The sequence below is a fragment of the Micromonospora halotolerans genome (genome assembly GCF_032108445.1).
Lineage (GTDB): Bacteria > Actinomycetota > Actinomycetes > Mycobacteriales > Micromonosporaceae > Micromonospora > Micromonospora halotolerans.
The window spans coordinates 1331221-1349924 of the sequence record NZ_CP134876.1; the positions used below are offsets into that span (position 1 = coordinate 1331221).

At 70.9% G+C, this 18704-nt stretch carries 10 protein-coding genes; 3 read left to right on the forward strand and 7 right to left on the reverse strand.

Annotated elements, in window-relative coordinates; genetic code table 11:
- Positions 1 to 29: 29 nt before the first annotated feature.
- The 4 genes from RMN56_RS06130 to RMN56_RS06145 form a co-directional block, all read right to left on the reverse strand.
- The gene (locus RMN56_RS06130; RefSeq protein ID WP_313722863.1) at positions 30 to 6218 is read right to left on the reverse strand and encodes a S8 family serine peptidase; all 6189 of its coding nucleotides are present in this window, start codon (positions 6216 to 6218) and stop codon (positions 30 to 32) included.
- Between the two features lie 14 nt (positions 6219 to 6232).
- Positions 6233 to 6394: a hypothetical protein gene (locus RMN56_RS06135; protein ID WP_313722864.1), complete on the reverse strand. Its 162-nt coding sequence runs from the start codon at positions 6392 to 6394 to the stop codon at positions 6233 to 6235.
- Positions 6395 to 6474: 80 nt separating this feature from the next.
- Entirely contained in the window at positions 6475 to 9429 is a 2955-nt protein-coding gene (locus tag RMN56_RS06140) for an ATP-binding protein (protein WP_313722865.1), read from the reverse strand.
- A gap of 52 nt (positions 9430 to 9481) precedes the next feature.
- A complete protein-coding gene (locus tag RMN56_RS06145) occupies positions 9482 to 12124 on the reverse strand; it encodes a helix-turn-helix transcriptional regulator (RefSeq protein ID WP_313722866.1) in 2643 nt (880 codons plus the stop codon).
- A 292-nt stretch (positions 12125 to 12416) separates the two neighbouring features.
- Between RMN56_RS06145 and RMN56_RS06150 the strand changes: the two genes are divergently transcribed.
- The 3 genes from RMN56_RS06150 to RMN56_RS06160 all read left to right on the forward strand — a co-directional run bounded on the left by RMN56_RS06150 (position 12417) and on the right by RMN56_RS06160 (position 15121).
- Positions 12417 to 12929 (forward strand): hypothetical protein, encoded by a 513-nt coding sequence (locus RMN56_RS06150; RefSeq protein ID WP_313722867.1) that lies wholly within the window; start codon positions 12417 to 12419, stop codon positions 12927 to 12929.
- Between the two features lie 34 nt (positions 12930 to 12963).
- Positions 12964 to 13518 (forward strand): DUF3558 family protein, encoded by a 555-nt coding sequence (locus RMN56_RS06155; RefSeq protein ID WP_313722868.1) that lies wholly within the window; start codon positions 12964 to 12966, stop codon positions 13516 to 13518.
- Between the two features lie 79 nt (positions 13519 to 13597).
- Positions 13598 to 15121, forward strand: a complete 1524-nt coding sequence (locus RMN56_RS06160; protein WP_313722869.1) for a hypothetical protein — start codon at positions 13598 to 13600, stop codon at positions 15119 to 15121.
- A gap of 123 nt (positions 15122 to 15244) precedes the next feature.
- Here RMN56_RS06160 and RMN56_RS06165 read toward each other — a convergent pair whose 3' ends face one another.
- From RMN56_RS06165 to RMN56_RS06175, 3 genes are read right to left on the reverse strand one after another with little or no spacing between them, the layout of a single operon-like run.
- Complete coding sequence (locus RMN56_RS06165; protein ID WP_313722870.1) at positions 15245 to 17491, reverse strand: FtsX-like permease family protein; 2247 nt, start codon at positions 17489 to 17491, stop codon at positions 15245 to 15247.
- Positions 17488 to 18159: an ABC transporter ATP-binding protein gene (locus tag RMN56_RS06170; RefSeq protein ID WP_313722871.1), complete on the reverse strand. Its 672-nt coding sequence runs from the start codon at positions 18157 to 18159 to the stop codon at positions 17488 to 17490. Before RMN56_RS06170 ends, RMN56_RS06165 begins: the two co-directional genes overlap by 4 nt.
- Positions 18156 to 18680: a PadR family transcriptional regulator gene (locus RMN56_RS06175; RefSeq protein ID WP_313722872.1), complete on the reverse strand. Its 525-nt coding sequence runs from the start codon at positions 18678 to 18680 to the stop codon at positions 18156 to 18158. The genes RMN56_RS06170 and RMN56_RS06175 overlap by 4 nt, the downstream gene beginning before the upstream one ends.
- Positions 18681 to 18704: the final 24 nt, after the last annotated feature.

Consider the following 18704-nt stretch of genomic DNA (forward strand, 5'->3'; position numbering starts at 1 on the left):
ACCACTGCTGGCGGACCGGTTCGGCTATCTCACAGGCGCGGGTCCTGCTGGACCTTCAGGGCGTTGAGGATCGGGTCGCGCTCGCCGATCTCGCCGCGGAGCTCGACCTTCAGATCGCCACCGGCGTGCTCGACGATGACCGCGTTCACGTCCGCGGTCAGCGCACCCGCCTTCGCCTGCACGTCGTGGTCGTGGAGCACGGCCTTGCCGTCGACCAGAACATCGAAGGTACGCACGCCGGCCTTGACCTTCTCGATCTCCGCGAAGTCGAGGCCGAGCCGGTACGTCCCGGCGGGCGCGTCCTTGAACACGTAGGTGAACGTCTTGCCGGTCCGCTGGGTGCGGAACAGGTCGTCGTCCTCCGTGCCGCCGATGTCGGCCTTGGTGGCACGCGCCGTGCCGCCGACGTAGCCCCACGGCCGCGAGCCGATCTCCTGGTCGGGCGACCAGACGAAGCCGTCGGTGCCGACGTACCCGGATCCGCCGACGTCGACGCCCTGCCAGTAGGCCGAGGTCGCCAGGCGGACCGGCTTGAGCTGGGCCTCGCCCTTGGCGGCGTTCGACGCTACGAGCACGTCCCCGACGAGCACGCCGGGCTCGACGCCGGCGTTGTCGGCCGTCGCCGTGACCGTGGTGGACTCCCCGGCCGCCAGCGTGACCGTGCCGGTTGCGGCCGCGCCCGTGAGGGTCAGCCACGGAAGGTCGGCGGCCTCGTGCCCGCCGTCGCTGGTGCGCTTCTGCTCGCTGAGCCGCACCTCGAGCGGGGCGGAGCCGGTGTTGGTCACGGTCACGCCGGCCGTCGCCTTCTGGCCCTTGTCGAGGAGCCAGTCGAGGTCACCTCCGGTGACGGTGGCGATGCCCGTGGTCAACGCCGTGTCGACCACCTCGGCCTGGTCCTTCTTGGCGATGGTCAGCCGGTGGCTGGCGGTGACGTAGTTCGGCGACGACACCTCCACGGTGTTCTCGCCGACCAGCGCCTGGGCCTTCCACCGGCCCTTCGCGTCGGCCGTGATGACCCGCTCACCGTTCGGCCCCTTGAGCGTGACGATCGCGCCCTCGATCGGCTTGCCGTCGTTCTTGTCGGTGACGGTGCCCTCGATCGTGCCCGCGGCCGGGAGGGTGTACTCCAGCCCCAGGCCGGCCTTCAGGACGGGCTGGTCGAAGGAGTACTGGCCCGCGGGGTTGCGCGTCAGGCTCTCCACACCGACCGTCGCCGACGACCCCCGGGTGAGGGGGTTGTCGCCGCCGACACCGTCGCCGTACCCGATCTGGATGCGTCCGTCCGCGATCAGGGTGACCGAGAAGCTCACGCGAGCCGTCTGGTCGTTGTAGAAGGTGGCGTTGCGCCACTCGATGACCTCAGCGGCCAGGCCGTCCACCTCGGTTCTGCCGAAGTAGATGCCCGCCTCGTCGTCGACGACCAGGTCGTCCCAGAGCGGATAGATCGCGTCGAACGCGTATGGCGACGGCAGCTCCGTGTTGTTCCCCACGGCGCTGGCCTGGTCGAAGATCAGCTGGCCGTTCGTCGTCACGCACACGCCGTCCCAGGCCGTGTCGTAGAACGGGAACAGGAAGCTGGAGTCGAACCACAGCACGCCGCAGACGTCGTCGCCGTGCCACCCGGACTCCTCCGTACCCTGGCGGTAGAGCCCGTCGGTCACCTTCATCGAGTACGAGCGACCGGCGGGGGCCACCGGCACGGGACCCGGCTCCGGCTGTTCGGGCTGGGGCTCCGGCTCCGCGGTGTCTGCGCGCGGGTCGAGCGTCACACGCAGCGCGGCGATGGTCGGGGCCCGAAGTCCCTTCGAACCCCGCAGCTCCACGGTCAGCGGACCGCCCTCGTGCTTCACGACGGCGGTGCGCCAGTCGGCGGCGTTCGGCCCCACGACCGCGGCCGCGTCGTACGCGTAGTCCGTCAGCGTTCCGTTCACGAGGACGTCGAACACCCGCTTGCCCTTGGCCACGTTGTCGATCTCGGCGAAACCGAGGTCGATCGCGTAGGTGCCCTTGGGCGCGTCGGGGAAGCGGTAGAACAACTGCTTGTCCGGCGTGGTGCGCTGCGACTGGAACAGGGCGTCGTCCGTCGTGCCCGCGATGTCGGCCGGCGTGGAGGTGACCTTCGTCTTCCCGTCGTAGCCCCACGCCGCCTTGCCGGCTGCCTGATCGCCGGACCAGGTGTAGCCGGAGCCGTCGGTGAACGATGGCCCGCCGGCGTTGACGCCCACCTGGTACTTCGTGGTCGTGAGCGTCACCGGGACGTACGTCTTGGACTGGCGTCCGGAGTCGGACCTCACGACGATGTTCGCGCCGAGGACTCCGGGCTTGGCGTCCTTGGAGGAGATGGAGACCTTGACGGTCGTCGACTGACCCGGGGCGAGGGTGCCGCCGGTCGAGGAGAGCGACAGCCACGGCAGGTCGGTGAGCAGGTCGTCCTCGACGTCGACCAGTACCACGTCATCGGCGACCTGGTCGGCCGCCCACAGCGCGCCGGTCGAGTCGGTCTCGAGGCCGCCGCCCTGCGTCGCCTTCTGGCCCGGGAACCACCACGCGTTGACCAGCGAGCAGTCGTCGGGGTCGACCTGCAGCAGGCGGGTGGGCCTGTTGAAGGTGAGGTCGGTGTACCAGATGGTGTCGGACGCCTGGTTGTAGGCCAGTCCCATCACCTCGGGCAGCGGCGGGGCGCAGAACGACAGCAGCGCACCGGCGTTGTCGTGCGACGTGCCGGCGACGGTGCCGATCATGCCGTTCGCCCGGCCGCCGACGTAGAACACGTCCTCCGCCGGGTTGTAGGCGAGGCCGGTCAGCTGCAGCGTGGACCAGTCACCCTTGATCTGCCGGGTCTCCTTCCCGGTCTCCCGGTCGAAGCAGTGGATGTAGCTGGCCGGGCTGTCCTCCATCTGGCACATGTCACCGGTCTTGGTGTCGAGCGCCATGTCGAACGCCCGGTACGCGGGGTTCCACGACGCGTCGAAGACCTTGCCGGTCGGCTTACCGGTCACCGTGTAGGCGGTGTTGGTCCGCTCGATGTAGTCGTGGACCCAGACGTCACCGTCGTACCCGATGCCGGAGGGCTCCTTCTCCGCGATGGTGCCCGGGATCTCGATGCGGGTGATGACGTCGCCGCCGGAGGTCGGGCCGACCTTGGCGGCCGCCTGTGCTTCCGCCTTGGTCGCCGTCGTAGCCTTGCCGTCGGCGTTCGACGGCTTCATGCCGCTCGCACCGGCCTTCCACGCGGTGAGGTCGATCGTGCTGTCCGCACCCGTCCCGGTGCGCGCGGTGGCGCCGGTGGCGTCAAGCTCGGGGTGGCGCGCGGCCTCGCCCAGGTCGTACGAGAGCGGGGCAGAACCGGTGTTGGTCAGCGTCAGCGAGCCCACACCGTTCTGGTCGGTGCCCATCACGGCGTCGAGGCCGTCGGCCTTCAGGCCGGCGACTCCCGTGGTGAGACGCGCGTCGACCGTCGCCTTCGCGTAGAGCTTGTCGAGGGTGAAGTTGTACGACCCCGTCACGTAGTTCGGCGCCTCGACCGTCATCGTGTAGTCGGCGACCGGCAGCTGCCGATGCACGATGCCCGTTCCGTTGGTCGTGACCGCCTCGACGAGCCCGAACTTGTTCGTGAAGGAGACCTTGGCCCCGGACACCGGCAGCCCGTCGTTCTTGTCGACGACTGTCGCGTCGAGGTAGCCCCAGTCCGGCAGGTCGTAGGTGACGATCATCCCGTCGTGCAGCACCGGGACGTTTTCGGAGAACCGGATGCCGTCCACGCCGGCCCAGCCCTGGATGCCGGTTGTGGTTTTGGCGCCGCCGGTCACCGGATCGTCGGTGCCGATGCCGTCGCCGTACCCGAAGATCACCTTGCCCGAGCGGGTGAGCGTGGCCGAGTAGTTGACCGGCTCCGAGTACTCAGACCGGATCGGATAGGCCCAGATCTTGGCGTTGCGGAATTCGACGACGAACGCGTCCTCGCCGTCGACCTTGGTGGCCGCCGTGAAGACGCCGCCGCCGGGGGCGAACTCGACGGGGGTCTGGACGTAGAACGGGAAGACGCCCGCACCGCCGCTGCCGGGTCCGGTGCCCTCCTCCGGGGTGATCACGCCGCGCAGGCTGATGCCGAGGGTGTCGTGGCTGCCGTTGTAGAGCGCGATCGGGAACGGCAGGTTCACCGTCGCCCACACCCCGCTGGTGAACGCGACCGGGTCGGTGCCGCGCAGGTACTCGCCTTCGGAGACGGCGCAGCTGTAGCCGCCCTTGTCGACGACGCGCCCGACCGGGATCTCCAGCGACGTGTTCTCGGTGCCGACGGTCAGCGGGAGGGACGTCGGGGAGAGGCAGGCGTTGGGCGTGATGGCGAGCCCGTACTGGCCCTCCGGCACACCGGCGATCGTGAACGCGCCGTTGGAGTCCGTACGTATCGGCTTCAGCGGCGTGTCCTTGACGGAGACGTCGGCGTTCGGTACCGGCTGCTTCTTGTCGTCGACGACCTTGCCGCTGATGTCGTGGCGCGCGGCGGCCGTGAGCGGAAGCTTGACGGAGGTGTCCTGGCCGAGGGAGATCGTGACGTTGGCGGTCGCGGTCAGGTAGCCGAAGACCTTGGTGCTGATCTGGTAGTCACCGGCCGGGAGGTTGATCGTGAACTGGCCGTCCTTGTCGGTGCCGATGGACCGGCTGAACGGTCCGCTGATCGTCACGTCGGCGGCGGGGACCGGGGCGCCGTCGGCGGTGACGACACCCGTGAGGGTGCCGCCCTGCCGGGGCGCGAGCTCGAGCAGGCGGACGAGGTCGAGCCGGCCTTCGCCGTACTTGTTGTTGACGTCGGCGGTGCCGCCGCACTCGGTGTCGTCGACATCGACGGCCGAGTCGGCGAGCAGGCGGCGGGTCTGCTCAACCTGCCCGATCAGCGTCGGGTCGTAGCTCCACAGGTCGGCGACGGCGCCGGCGACGTGGGGAGCCGCCATCGACGTACCGGCCATCTCGACGTAACTGTTGTTCGGGTAGGACGATCGGACGGCTACGCCCGGAGCGGAGATCTCGGGCTTGATCCGGCCACCCTCACCCTCACCCTTGCGGGAGAACGACGCGAGCGTGCCGTCCGAGTCGTACGCGCCGACGGAGTAGGCGCTCTCGGCGGAGCCGGGCGAGGAGACGGTGTCGCAGGCCGCGTACGGGCTGGTGTTGCCCGATGACCAGACGCTGAAGATGCCGGCGGCGCTCCAGGCCTCGTCGATGACCTGGAAGAAGTCGTCGAAGTTGTGTTCGAGCGTCTGGCCCCACGAGTTGTTGATGACGTGGGGGCGCTTGGACGGGTCAGGGTTGTTCCCGTTGAGGTCGGTCGGGGCGAGCAGCCACCAGCCGGACTTGAGCAGCGACTCGACGCCGCTGCTGTCGCAGCAGCCGTTCGTCGCGATCCACTGCGCGTCCGGGGCGACGCCGACGTGCTCGGTGCCGTCGTCGCCGACCATGGTGCCCATGGTGTGCGTGCCGTGTCCGTTGTCGTCGCACGGTGCGCCCGTGCACGTGCCGCGGGTGGCCATCCAGTTGTAGTTGTGGTCGACGGTGCCGTCGGGCTTCGTGCCGCGGTACTGGTGCATCAGGGCGGGGTGGTCGAACTGGACGCCCGAGTCGAGGTTGGACACGGTGATGCCCGCGCCGGTGGCGCCCATGGCCCACGCCTGGGGGGCATGGATGGCGTCCAGACCCCACGTGACGGTGCCTGCCTCGGCGGCGGCCTTCGGGGCGGCGGGGCGGGCAGCCTTGTCGGCCGGCGTCTTCTCGTCCACGGGCTCGACCAGCGCGACCTGCGGCGTCGCGTGGATCTCGGCGACCTGCCCGACCGAGGCGACGTCGAGCGCGAGCTTCTGCGTGCCGCCCTTGACGAGCACGGCGTTGACGAGCGGGTAGGACGTGTACTTCACGCCCGCCGCGTCGAGCTCGGCGGAGACGGACGCCGCGGAGTTCTTCGCTGCCGCTTTCAGCGCGTCGTAGACGAACTGACCGCGGGCGGTCCAGTTCGCCATCTTCTTGGCGGGAGCGAGATCGGCCTTGGTGTCGAACGTGATCCAGAAGTCGGAGGCCGGCTGCGTGCGGAAGCGATCCTTCAGGTCCGACGCGATCTTGTTGGCGGCCGCGCCGGGATCAGGCTCAGCGGCGGACGCCGGTGTTGGCTGGATCATGCTCAGGCCGACCGCTACGGCCAGCGAAGCCGCGAGGGCTTTGAGTCTCATGCGGGGTCCTTCGCCTACAGGGGTTGGTAGGGGTCGTGGCGCTCGTGCTCGTCGGCACCGTCGGCGTCGCGGGCGTCGGAGGCGCCGGGGGCGCTGACGCGCGGCTCGCGCGACAGCTCGAGAGGTGGCTGGTGCTCGCCGGCGGAGTCGTCACGCGAGACAGGTCGCTCAGCCATGCATTGGCCTACGGCTATGGATCATGCAGTCATGCTCGACGGACGAGTGACCGCTCGCTATCCAGCGGATACGTCAATTTTCACGACGCGTCGCCGAGGGTTTCCTCTTCTGCGAACACTCCGGCCTCCACCGCCTTGACCGCGAGAGCGGTCCGGGAGGTCACCTTCAGCTTGCGCATCGCCGCACGGAGCTGTTGATCCACCGTGGCCGGCGACTTGGCCAGGATCCGGCTTATCTCCCGGTTCGTCTTGCCGGCGACGACGAGTTGGACCACGTCGAGCTCGCGAGGTGAGAGCTGGTCGCCGTACCCTCGCCGGCCGCCGCGCCACAGTCGCGGAACCTCGGCGCCGTGTTCGCGAAGCCGCTGTGCGACACGGTCCGCGTCGCCGCGGGCTCCGAGCCTGAACAGGTGCTCGTACTGCGTGGCCAGCAGCTCTCGGCCCTGCTCGATCTGGCCCTGCACGATGAGCGCCTCGGCTTGACGCTCGCGGGCGAGCATGACGTCGTAGGGGCGCGGCAACGCGCTCCAGGCGCGCGCCGCCCGATCGAATGCCGTCGCCGCGCGGGCGTGGTCTCCGGCTGCGGCGAGCAGCAGGGCGCGGCATACGGTGAGCGCGGCGCGAGGCGCAGGCGCCGTACGGCCACGCAGTCCTCTGGCGAACTGGTCGCCCAGGCGTGTCGCGGCCTTCAGGTCGCCCGCGGCGAGGTGCGCCTCGATCCGGGCGGGAACGAGGTCCGTCGCCCAGACCCAGATGCCCTTCCTCCGGACCGTGTCGATCGGCTCGTTCGTGATCTGCAGCGCCCGGCCGCTGTTTCCGTCCGTCAGCCACAGTCTGGCCAGCGCTGCGGCGGCCTCCATCGTGTCGTCGGCTGCGCCGAGACGGGCGGACTCCTCGAGGACCCGCCGGAACTGCTCCTCCGCGGCGCGCCGCCGTCCGGCCGCGGCTGCCAGCCGGGCCGCGAGGCGAATGCTGCCGAGGTAGTGCGCCGGCCGGTCCCGGTCGGCATCGGCGAGTGCCGCGCTTCGCTCCGCGAGACCCTCCCACCGGCCGGTCAGCCACGCCAGGTTGGCCTGTTCGAGTCGGACGTTGTGCTGCAACCGGGACGCCTGCTCGGCCTCGGCGAGGCGCATGGCCACCGTGAGGTGTTTGTCCGCGTCGGCGTACCGGCCCCAGATCAGCGCGCCGGTTCCGACATTCGCGTGGATGCGGGCCACGTCGAGACGCTCCGTCGAGCTCGCGCCGTCGGTCGGCAGGTCGGCGACGACGTCCCAGGCCTCCTCTTCGCCGAGCATGAGCAACGCCGCGGCCCGGTTGCCGGCCAGGTTCAGCCGCTCCGCGGGAGAATCGATTTCGGCGGTGAGCTCGGCGGCGCGATCGAGCCAACGTCGGTGGGTCGACGCCGGCCACGGGCCCGCGTAGGCCCAGCCCAGGTAGGTCATTGCCCGAGCCGCCTCGACCGGGTCATGGTCGAGGTTGGCCACCGCCTGCTCCAGCTCGCTGAGTGCGGCCTGGGCCTCTCCCCCGGTGATCAGGAGTCGGCCCAGGGGGTTGCGGATCTCGGCCTGCTGGCGGGCGGACAGACCGGGGGTGTCCAGGACCGAGCGCAAGGTGCGGATCACGCGGTGGTGGACCTCGTCGACCGGTTCACGCCGGCCCAGTGCGGCAACTCCGGCGATGCGCGCGACTCGTGCCCGATCCTCCGGCGGCAACACCGCCCATGACAACAGATCGACCAGCAGGTCGACGGCCTTGGTGTGGTCACCCGAGGCCATGGCCAGCTCGGCACCCTGCTCGGCGTACCGCGCCCAGGACCGCGTCTCGCCCGCCTCACGGAAGTGGTGGGCAAGGCGTGCGACCGGCGGCGGATGGATGTCCTCCAGGGCGCGACCGGCCAGCAGGTGGAGGTGTCTGCGGTCGGTCAACGGGATCGCTTCGTAGACAGCCGTGGCGGCCAGCACGTGCCGGAATCGCCACCGGCCGCGGTCGTCTCCGTCCAGGACGCCGGCGTCGGCAGCTTCCGCGACAGCGCCTCGACACGCATCCGGTGACAGACCGGCGGTCAACGCGATCGTGGCCAGCGACGACCGTTCAGCCAACGTGGCCGCGGCGCGCAGCACCTGCTGCGCCGTCGGCGACAGACGGCCCACCCGCTCCCGGGTGGAGTCGCGCACCGTTGGCGGCACCTGCAGCTCGCGCAGCTTCAGCCGGACCCACTGCCCGTCGCGAAAGACGAGGTCGGCACGGTCGCACATGAGGCGAACCGACTCCTCCAGCGCCAGCGGAACGCCACCGGTCCGCTCGTGCATGAACGTCGTGAACTCCTGCGATATCGGGTTGCCGTCCAGCATCGAGGACACCAGCGCTGCCGTGTCGTCGGGTCGCATCGGCGCCAGGGCGATCCTCAGCTGGGTCACGCCGGCGGGCAACCGGGACGTCAGCCGCAGCAACAGTGACCCGATGTCCACCTCCTCCGGCCGATAGGAGATCACCAGGCTCGGCCCGTCGGATTGCTGTCGGGAGGTGACGAACAGCAGGAACTCCAAGGTCACCTCGTCGGCCCAGTGAGCGTCCTCGAGCACGAGAACGTCGACACGCAGAGCCCGCAGCAGCTCGTCCAGGGCGCGGAACAGGCGGTGCCGTGCCGCCTTCGCGTCGTCCAAGGGCGGCAGTGCGGGCGGCAGGTCCGAGGACCATTCAGGGAACAGGGGCCGTAACGCACCCGCCAGCTCGCTGAGCCGCAATCGCGACACCGGGCGGTCGATCCCACGGAACGCGTCGACGATCGGCCCCAACGTCAGCGACTCGCGAAGCGGTGGGCACACCGAGACCAGGGCGGTGTGCTGGTCCGGCGCGGCCAGCCACTCCCGCAGCAGTCGGCTCTTCCCGATCCCCGCCTCGCCCTCCACCAGCACGATCGCCGGTGGCCGGGCCAGGGCGCCCCGAAGCGCCGTCATCTCCCGATCACGACCGACGAAATGCGGCGTGGAAAGCATCGGTGACGTCCGGTCGTCCTCGGGCGAGGGGTCGAGCATGCGTGATGATCTCTCTTTTCGCTGCTCGGGCACAAGTAGCGATCGCGCGACTCTACTGGGACCTGCGCACCCGAGCCCGCGGAGGTGGAATCACGGCTCGGTCGTGGTGGATCAGAGTGCCGAGCTCGGCGCGGCTGCTGGTGCCGAGTTTGGTGGCCGCCCGGTAGAGATGGCCCTCCACGGTCCTGACGGAGACCACCAGTCGATCGGCGATCTCTCGGTTGGACAGGCCGTGGGCCGCCATCGTGACGATCTCGCGTTCCCGGGCGGTGAGCGGCAATGGCCGGGTCGCGACGGCCAGCGCGGGAGTGCGAGCGCCGTCGCACAGCTGCGCGAGCCGGTGGGCGCGGGCGGCGGCGGCCTTGGCCGGGCCGCTCCGGTGGTGTCGGGTGTAGGCCACCGCCGCCTGCGCGGCGCTGTCGGCGGCGGCCAGCAGATCGCCGAGTTGTTCGAGGTGGGCAGAGGCGGCGAGGAGAGCGTCACCGTCGTGGGCGGCGAGCGCGGCGGCCTGCGCCGCAGCGGCCGACGCCCGGGGGCCGCCCACGCGGGTGGCCAGGTCGGCGAGGCGGTCGGCGACCGAGCCGTCACCGAGGCAGACCGCGGCGTGCAAGGCCAGGACCTCGTGTGCGAGCTGCCCCCGGGACGCGGCGACCTCGGCCGCCTCCTGCGCGAGGGCGACCGCCTCGCTCACCGCGCCCTCGGCGGCGGCAACCCATGCTCGGGTCAGCAGCATCTCCGGTTGCAGAATCAGCAGTGCGGGATGCTGCTGTGCCTCCAACTCTTCGAGGGACCGCCGGGCAGCGACGCGGTCACCGGAAACCGCCAACCCCCGGGTGGTCGACAGCAGGCAGAAATAGAGGAACCCCGCGGCGTTACCGGCCCCTTCCAGGCCGGCGCGGGCCTCGCGCAGCAACCGCAGAGCCGTGGCCACCTGCCCCCGGGCGAGTTCCGCCTCTGCCAGGAGGATGTTGGTGAGCTCGACGGCGAACGCGACGCCCTTGGTCGTCTCCCGACACTCCGTTGCGACAGCGAGCGCCTCGTGCACACAACCTGCCAAGCGCAGCCCGTGCACCTGCCACCCCATCAGTGGGACATGGAGGAACGCCAGCTCGGGCGATCGGGCAGCGGCCATCCGGCCGTTCGCGGCAGCCGGGCCGAGCTCGTCGACGCCCCCAAGTGCGGCGAGCGCGGCAACGAGCCCGCAGCTCGCGAGCGTTACCGACTCGTCGGGAAGCCCCGGCCAGGCGAGCGCCATGGCCCCGGCCTGTGCTGCGCGTGCCGGGTGGCCCAGGCCGGCCTCGAGGTACGCCCGTATCGCGATCAGTTGCAGCCGGGCGGCATCCTCGCGGACCCGGTCCTCGGCCGCGTCAAGGACGGCTGCTGCCTCCGCCGGCCGCTCCGCCAGCCACATCAGGTAATGAACCTGCGCCACGGTTGCCCGGACCCGCTCGGTGTCGGTACCGGCCAGCGCGGTGAGCGCCGCCCACTCGACCTCGACCTCCGAGTAGCGGCACAGCCCGTTCAGGGCCGCGACGACCGTCATCTGCGCCTGGAAACCACCACCCGCCGCCACCGCGGCCCGGCCGATCCGCTCGGCCAGCGGCAGGTCGAACAGCTGGACGGCGTACCCCGCGGCCGCGGTGAGCAGCGCTGGGTCGGGTTCGAGGTCGGAGTCGAGGCTGAGCACGGCACGGCGCAACATGTCGTCCGAGCTTCCCCCGCCGGTACGGGCCAACGCGGTCGCGATCCGACCACGCAGTCGGCGGCCCCGCAGCGTGCCGATGCCCGCGCGGCGTACCTCGCCGTAGAGCGGGTGCGCCAGCCGCGTCCGCAGCCCGCGGCCATCCCGTTCCACGCTCACCAACCCGCGTGCCTCGGCCTCCTCCACGGCTGCCGCAGCGGTGAGCTGGGCCAACAGGCCGGCGTCCAGGGGCTCGCCGAGGGCGAGCACGTCCACCACGTCCCGCACCCGCTTGGACAGCCGGCCCATCCGGGCCTCCACCAGCTCCGCCAGCCCCGGGGTGAGCGCGACGTCCCCCGACCAGCGCCACATCCCGCCGACCGCGTGCAGCCGCCCGGCTTCGAGCTCTCCGCCGACCAGGTGTCGTAGGAAGAGTGTGTTACCTCTGGTCAGCGCCGACATGCGTGCCACGCTGGCGCTGTCCACCGGGCCGCCCAGCACCGCGTGCAGCAACGCCCCGGTGTCCGGCTCCGACAACGCCGGGACATCCAGCCGTGTCAGGTATCCGTCCTTCCACAGGGCGCTCACCGCGTCCGCGACCGGCTCGCCGGTGCGCACCGTGGCGACCAGGATGACCGCCTTGTGCAGCGCCAGCTGCTGCACCAGCAGCGCCGACAGCTCGTCAAGGAGGTGTGCGTCATCCACTCCCACCACGACGTCGCCGCCACCTGCCCCGGCGAGCACAGCGTCGACGCCCTGGCGCAGTACCTGGGCGGGGTCCTCACCGACGGTGGCGAGCAGTCCCGCGAACGCGCCCAACGGCAAGCCCCGCGCCGACGCGCTGGCGACCACCCATCGGGTCGCCATTCCCTGCTCGGCCGCCCTGGCCAGTGCCCCCCGAGCCAACCGGGTCTTGCCCACCCCGGACGCCCCGGCCAACACCACGCCCTTCACCCCGCCGGACCGCCGGATCGCCTGGTCGATCGACCGGAGCTCCTCGACGCGGCCGGTCAACGGCCAACTCTGGCCGGCGCCCGGACCGTACAAGCCACACCTTGACCTTCCCCCGAGCCGTGCGGCGTGATCGGGCGGCTCGCCCGCACGCTGTGGCCCCCGGAATCGACCGGAGCATCTTTCCACCAGGAAATATGGAGCCTCCTGAGGACCGCCGCAAGCACCCTGAGACGCGTGCCTCCGCGCCGCTGCTCGCGGAACAACAGGTAGTCGACTACTCGTGACCGCGCGCCTTGATCATGGTGAAGTCCAGCCATGGGCTGCCAGGGAGCCCGTGGCGAAGGGATGACCGATGAAGATTCTCAGGCTCGGACAGGTCGCGATCGTCGGCGGTGCGCTCGCCATGGTCGTGGCGTGCGGAAGTGACGGCGGTTCGGGTTCTTCCACCTCGGCGGAGACGCCGGGTACGGACGACTCTGTCAGTGCCGTGACCCAGGCGAAGGGCGACGAATGCGGACGCCTCACCAAGAGCGAGGTCAGCGAGGTGATCGGCCCGAATGACGGCGGCCAGCACGACTACGAGCTCGGCGGATGCGTCTGGACGGCGACCTCAGGCGCCAAGGACGGTCTCGTCGAGGCGATCCACGCGACCGTGCTGCCCAAGGCCCAGTACGAGGCCGTAGCCGAGATCGGTGAGCCGGTGAGCGGATTCGGCGACGGCGCCACCTACGACAACGGCTACGGCGAGCTGTGGTTCCCGTGCCGAAGCGGCGACTTCTGCGGGATCAAGGCGAGCATCAGCGACCCGGACAAACGCAAGGACGTCGCACTGCGGCTGGGCAAGGCCCTGCAGGGCCAGGTGTAGGCCCGTGCCCGGTCGTACCGAGGAGTTGGTACCCATGAGGTGCACCCGGCCCCGCCCGTACCTGGCCGTCCTCGCCCTGCCTCTGGTCGCGCTCGTTGGCCTGGCCGCCTGCTCGCGGCCGGAAACCGGCCCCGCCGCTCCAACTGGGGCGCGACCCGCTACGCCGGCGAGCGAGGTGGCAGTCGCAGCGCCGACCGAGCAGGCCACCGCGGCGCCGAGCCGGACGATGACCGACCCCTGTTCCCTCGTGTCCAAACAGGAGGCGGAGAAGCTGGCCGGCACGGCGCTGCAGGACGGGGTGGCCGCGCCGGTGTCATGCACCTACACCGGGCCGGTCACCGGACCGACCGCACAGGTGGAGGTCTACGTCGGCGATGGCGCGAAAAAGCAGCTGGACATCGATCGGCAGCTCGGTCACAAGCTGGACCCGGTGTCCGGCCTCGGTGATGAAGCCTTCGTCGAAGACGGTTGGGTCTTTTTCAGCAAGTCCGGTGTCTGGGTGTCGATTCACCTGGTGCGGCTCGACGATCCGGCGAAGTACCGCAAGCCGATGCAAGAGCTGGCGCGAACCGTGGCCACCCGAGTCTGATCCAGCGCTGTGGCGTACGCGGGCGGAAAGGGCTTGTGGGCAGATGCGTAGATGGATTGCGGCTGGTCTGGTCGCGGTGATGCTCGCCGGTTCCGGTTGCAGTGCCGGCCGAACCGGTGGCTCCGGCCCGGCCCCGGGCAGGACTTCCGGCTACGCCGTGGCCGGTACCGAACTCACCGAGAACGAGTTCCGCTACGGGCTCGCTCCGCGGCCGCACAGGGATGTCACCTACCAGCCGGACGTTGTCCTGATCGGGGGTGGGGCGGATGCCGTCCGCTCGGTCACCGCCGACGGCCTGACCTGGACGATCGACGCCAAGGCGACAGGGGCGTCGAAGCTCTCCCCGGGCAAGGTCATGTTCGTGACCTCCCGTGGTGTCGGCCGGGTCGTCGACGCCCAGCGCGCCGGCGACGCGATCGCCGTCACCATCGCGCCGGTCGAGTTCACCGAGGTCATCCGCGACGGGACCTTCGTCGGCGAGCAGCCCGTCGAGCTGGACAACGCCATTTCGTACAGCTCGGAGGGGGCGCCCTGGACCGATGAGGCCGCCGTCGCCGCGGCGGCTCCGGCTACCGCGGCACCCGCCGCCGCGCCGGTCTCCGCCGGTGCGGTGGTGCGCCCCGCGGCATTCACCGAGGGTGCTCTCGGTGAGGCTCCAGCCCCCGGGCCGGGGGACAAGGAACGGGTGGAGATGCCTCGCCCGGCCACCGGCGCACCGAAGAACACCCGGTCCAACGGCTTCACCGTGGTGCCGAAGTGTTGCCGCGGTGGGGTGGGGGCCGACCTGACGTACGACGACAGCGAGATCCGGATCTTCGGGTCCTTCATGGTGCTCATGGACAAGCCACGGGCCAGGTTCCACCTGGCAGTCTCCGACGGCCGGGTGACCGTGGCCGAACTGCAGGTGCTCGGGGGTAGCGGGCTCAGGATTGACCTTGAGGGTGCCAGCAAGGTCGGCACCGCCCGACAGATCGACCGGCAGTTCACGGTCCCGGTTGACTTCAGCGTCCCGGTGGGACTTGTGCTGGGGGTTCCCTTCTCGTTCACGGTCACCCAGACCGTGCTCGTCAAGACCGCCTTCAGCGCCAAGGACGGCAACGTCAAGGCGGCCGGCGAGTACGCGATCAACGGTGCCGTCGGCTTCGGATACCGCAACGGATCGTGGGGCCTGCACAAGGTCCAAGGGCCGTTCATCAGAAGCAGCCTCATCGACTCGATCAGGGGCCCGTCGGTCGGTGCCAACGGCATGCTGCTTGCCTTCAAGACTCAATTCAGCATCGGATTCGGCGCGGCCGGCTTCTCCGCCGGGCTCAACGTCGCGCTGACCGTCTCGACCGGAGTCGCGCGGGGGTCGGCACTGGACCAGTTCTTCCCAGCCGCGCCGGGGACCAGGGACATCGGCTGTCGCGGTGCCAGCCTGACGATCGACATGAGCTACAACGTGGGCTATACGATCCCGGCGATCATCGCCAATGTGATCAATTTCTTCCTACGGGTGTTCGGCGCCGAACCGATCCCACGCACAGGCGGTATCCCCAACCCTCCCGAGACCGAGAAGCTTTTCGAGGCGACCCAGTACGACCCACCCTCCTGCACATCCTGAGCGCCGCGGTGGGGCCGGGCTTGTCGGCCAGCTGCCGGCTGCACGCAGTGGCACATGTCGGTAACCCGGGCCGCGGTTGCACCTCATCGGTCGCGTGAGGTGCAACCGCCGCCCGGGGTGGGCTTACTCGTTGCGGGCCGTCTCCGGGCCGGTGATCCGGCGCAGCAGCGGCAGCGTCGAGGCGACGATCGCCAGCGACACCGCCAGCCCACCGGCGACCATCAGGTAGAACGACCCGTCCGGCGCGAGCAGCGTGTAGCCGAGCTGCGCCCGCAGGAACAGGTGCGCCGCCAGGAACCCCATCCCGATGGCCACGGCCGCGACGAGCAGCAGCGGCACGACGGTCTCCAGCGCCACCACCCCCCGCAGCGTGCGTAGCTGCACCCCGGTGAGCCGCAGCATGCTGAACGGCCGCTTCCGGTCGCTCAGCCCGCCGGCCACGCTCACCGCCAGGCTGCAACCCGCGATCGGCAGGCTGGCCAGCATGATCACGTTGGCCAGCTGCTGGAACTGGATCATCAGCCGTGCCGAGTCCGACTCCCACTCGGCGATGCTGTTCGGGAACCGCATCGCCGGGAACGCGTTGATCAGCATGGTCCGGGCCTGCTCGAACGCGGCGCGGCTGGTGGTGTTGACGACCACCGAGCGGATCGGTTGCCGCTCGACCTGCGCCGGGTCCAGGTCGGCGGCCGCCCAGACGTAGCTGTCGTTGGTCAGGTCCCACGCGCGCTCGCCGATCAGGTCGTCGGCCACGGCCACGACCCGCGCGCCGGCGGGGCAGCTGCCGAACACCGCCAGCCGGTCCAGCTCGGCGCAGGTGATGACGCCCGGCCACCACCATCGATAGGCGGGCGATTCCGTCCCGTTCACCTTGAGCGGGGGTGGTGTGTCGACGGGATTGGCGCGGACCAGGGTCACGCTGCGTACCCCCGGGATCGTCGCGAGCCCGGCCGGGATCTGGTCCGCGGTCGGTGCGGGGCCGTCCTCGTGCGGGAACGAGAGAGACAGGGACGTGGCGGCCACCGAGTCGGTGCGCGGCTCGCCCCGGTTGGCCACGTAGGTGGTGATGATGCCGGTGGCGACGCTGGTCACGAAGAGCGCCACGATCAGCCCGCTGACCGACCGGAAGCCGGCCCGGGGGTTGTCGGCGAGGCGCCGCCCGGCGATGAGCGCCGCCGGCCGGCTCGCCCGCCCGGCCAGCACCCGCGCGCCGGCCATGGTCAGCCACGGACCGGCCAGCACCAGCCCGACCAGGATCAGCAGGAACCCCGAGAGGTACGCGGTGAGCTGCCCGTTGGTCGTGTGCGGGCGCCGGCCGACGAAGTACGCCAGCTCGACGAGCCCGGCGACCAGCGGGATCAGCCGCCAGGCGCGCGGGGGTTTCGGGGTGACCCGGCGCGCGACGCCCAGCGGGGAGATCTGCACCCGGCGCAGCGCCAGCCAGGAGGCCACGACGGCGCCGAGCGGGATGCCGAGCGCGACGGCCAGCACGTCGACGGCGGTGAGCGACAGGTCGCTGGTGAAGAACGGCTCGCCGGTGAACGGGATCGCGGCGATGCCGGGCCGGGCCGCGAGGAACAGGCCGAACCCGGCGAGGGTGCCGGCCACGGCGGCGAGGGTCGACTCGACGGCCGAGATGAGGGAGATCTGTCGCGGGGTGGCGCCGATCAGCCGCATGGCGGCGAAGCGCTGTTCCCGCCGGGTCGCGGCCAGCCGGGTCGCGGTGCCGATGAAGATGAGCACCGGGAAGAGCAGCGCGGCGGCGACGATGGACAGCACGAGGGCCATGCCGTCGTGGTTGATGCCGACGTAGCAGCCGCGGCTGCACACGCTCGGTGACGTGGTCATGATCTGGGTGACCTTGCGGGCTCCGAGCTGCTCCAGGTCGGCCGGCGTGCGGCCGATGACGATCAGCAGCGAGTCCGGCGAGGGCAGCGCCTCCCGGCCGATGGTGCCGACGTCCCGGCCGGGGAAGCGGTCGCCGAGTTCCGCGGCCGGGGTGGCGCGCAGCAGCTCACCGAGGGCGGGCGAGACGTAGAACTGGCCCGGCCCGGGCAACTCCGGGATGCCCGGCGGGACGGGCGCGTCCGGCCCGGTCGCCGCGACCTCGACCCGGCCGATGGACCGGCCGTGGAAGTAGTCCTCCCGGACGAGCCACCACATCGGCTCCGCCGACGGGTCGGCCGACGCCGGGGCGACGGCGGTGTTGAGCCAGGCGTACCGCTGGTTCTGCGCGTCGACCGCGTTCATGCCGGCCAGCGTGGTGAGCAGCATGCCGACGCCGAGCGCCACGGCGGCGGCGATGACGACGAGCCGGGTGGCGGCCTCGCGCCCGCCGGCCAGGGACAGCCGGATCGCGAACCGGATCATGCGGACACCAGCGCGTTCACCTTGCCGTCGCGCACGATGACCTGCCGGTCGGCGTACGCGGCGACCCGAGCGTCGTGGGTGACGAGCACGACCGTCGTGCCCTCGTCGCGGGCCGAGGAGACCAGGAGGTCCATGACCTGCTCGCCGGTCAGCGAATCGAGGGCGCCGGTCGGCTCGTCGGCGAACAGCGCGCCGGGCCGGGCGACCAGGCCGCGGGCCAGTGCGACCCGTTGCGCCTGGCCGCCGGACAGCTCCCCGGAGCGGCGCCGCTCCAGCCCGGTCAGGTCGAGCCGCTCGAACCAGGGCCGCGCCTCCTTCAGCGCGGCGGCCCGCTTCATGCCGTTGAGCAGCAGCGGCAGCGCGACGTTCTCCTCGGCGGTCAGCTCCGGCACGAGCTGCCCGGACTGGAACACGAAGCCGAACCGGTCCCGGCGCAGGATGCTGCGCTGGTTCTCGTTGAGGGTGTCGATGCGACGGCCGTCGAAGTGGATCTCGCCGGTGTCCGGCACCAGGATCCCGGCCAGGCAGTGCAGCAGGGTGGACTTCCCGGAGCCGCTCGGGCCCATGATGGCGACGATCTCGCCCGGCGCCACCGCGACGGTCGCCCCGCGCAGCGCCGGAGTCTCTCCGAAGGACAGCACCACGTCCCGTGCCTCGACGGCCGTCATCCCCGTACCTCCTTGGCGAGCGCGTCCAGCCGGGCGGCCGTGGTGTCGATCCAGTGCAGGTCGGCTTCGAGGTGGAACAGGCCGTGGTCGGCGAGCATGGCGTCGACCAGCGAGCCGGAGCGCTTGATGTCGGTGAGTTCCTTCATCCGGCCCAGGTGGGCGGCGCGCTGGCGGTCGAGGTACTCCTCGGCGGGCCGGCCGAGCATGAGCGCCAGCACGACCTTGGTGAACAGGACCGTCTGCAGGTTCGGCTCGGCCGGGACCGGCTCGGTCAGCCACGACTCGACCTCGGTGGCGCCCCGCTCGGTGATCACGTAGCGCTTGCGCTCCGGGCCGACGCCCGGCTCGACCTCGCCGATCACGATCTTGCCGTCGCGGGCGAGCCGGCTCAGGGTCGCGTAGACCTGCCCGAACGGCAGTGGCTTCCCCCGGCTGAAGAAGGCGTCGTAGTCGCGCTTGAGGTCGTAGCCGTGGCTGGGCTCCCGTTCGAGCAGGCCAAGGAGGGTCATGGGAACGCTCATGGCGTCACCATACCCTGAGCGTAT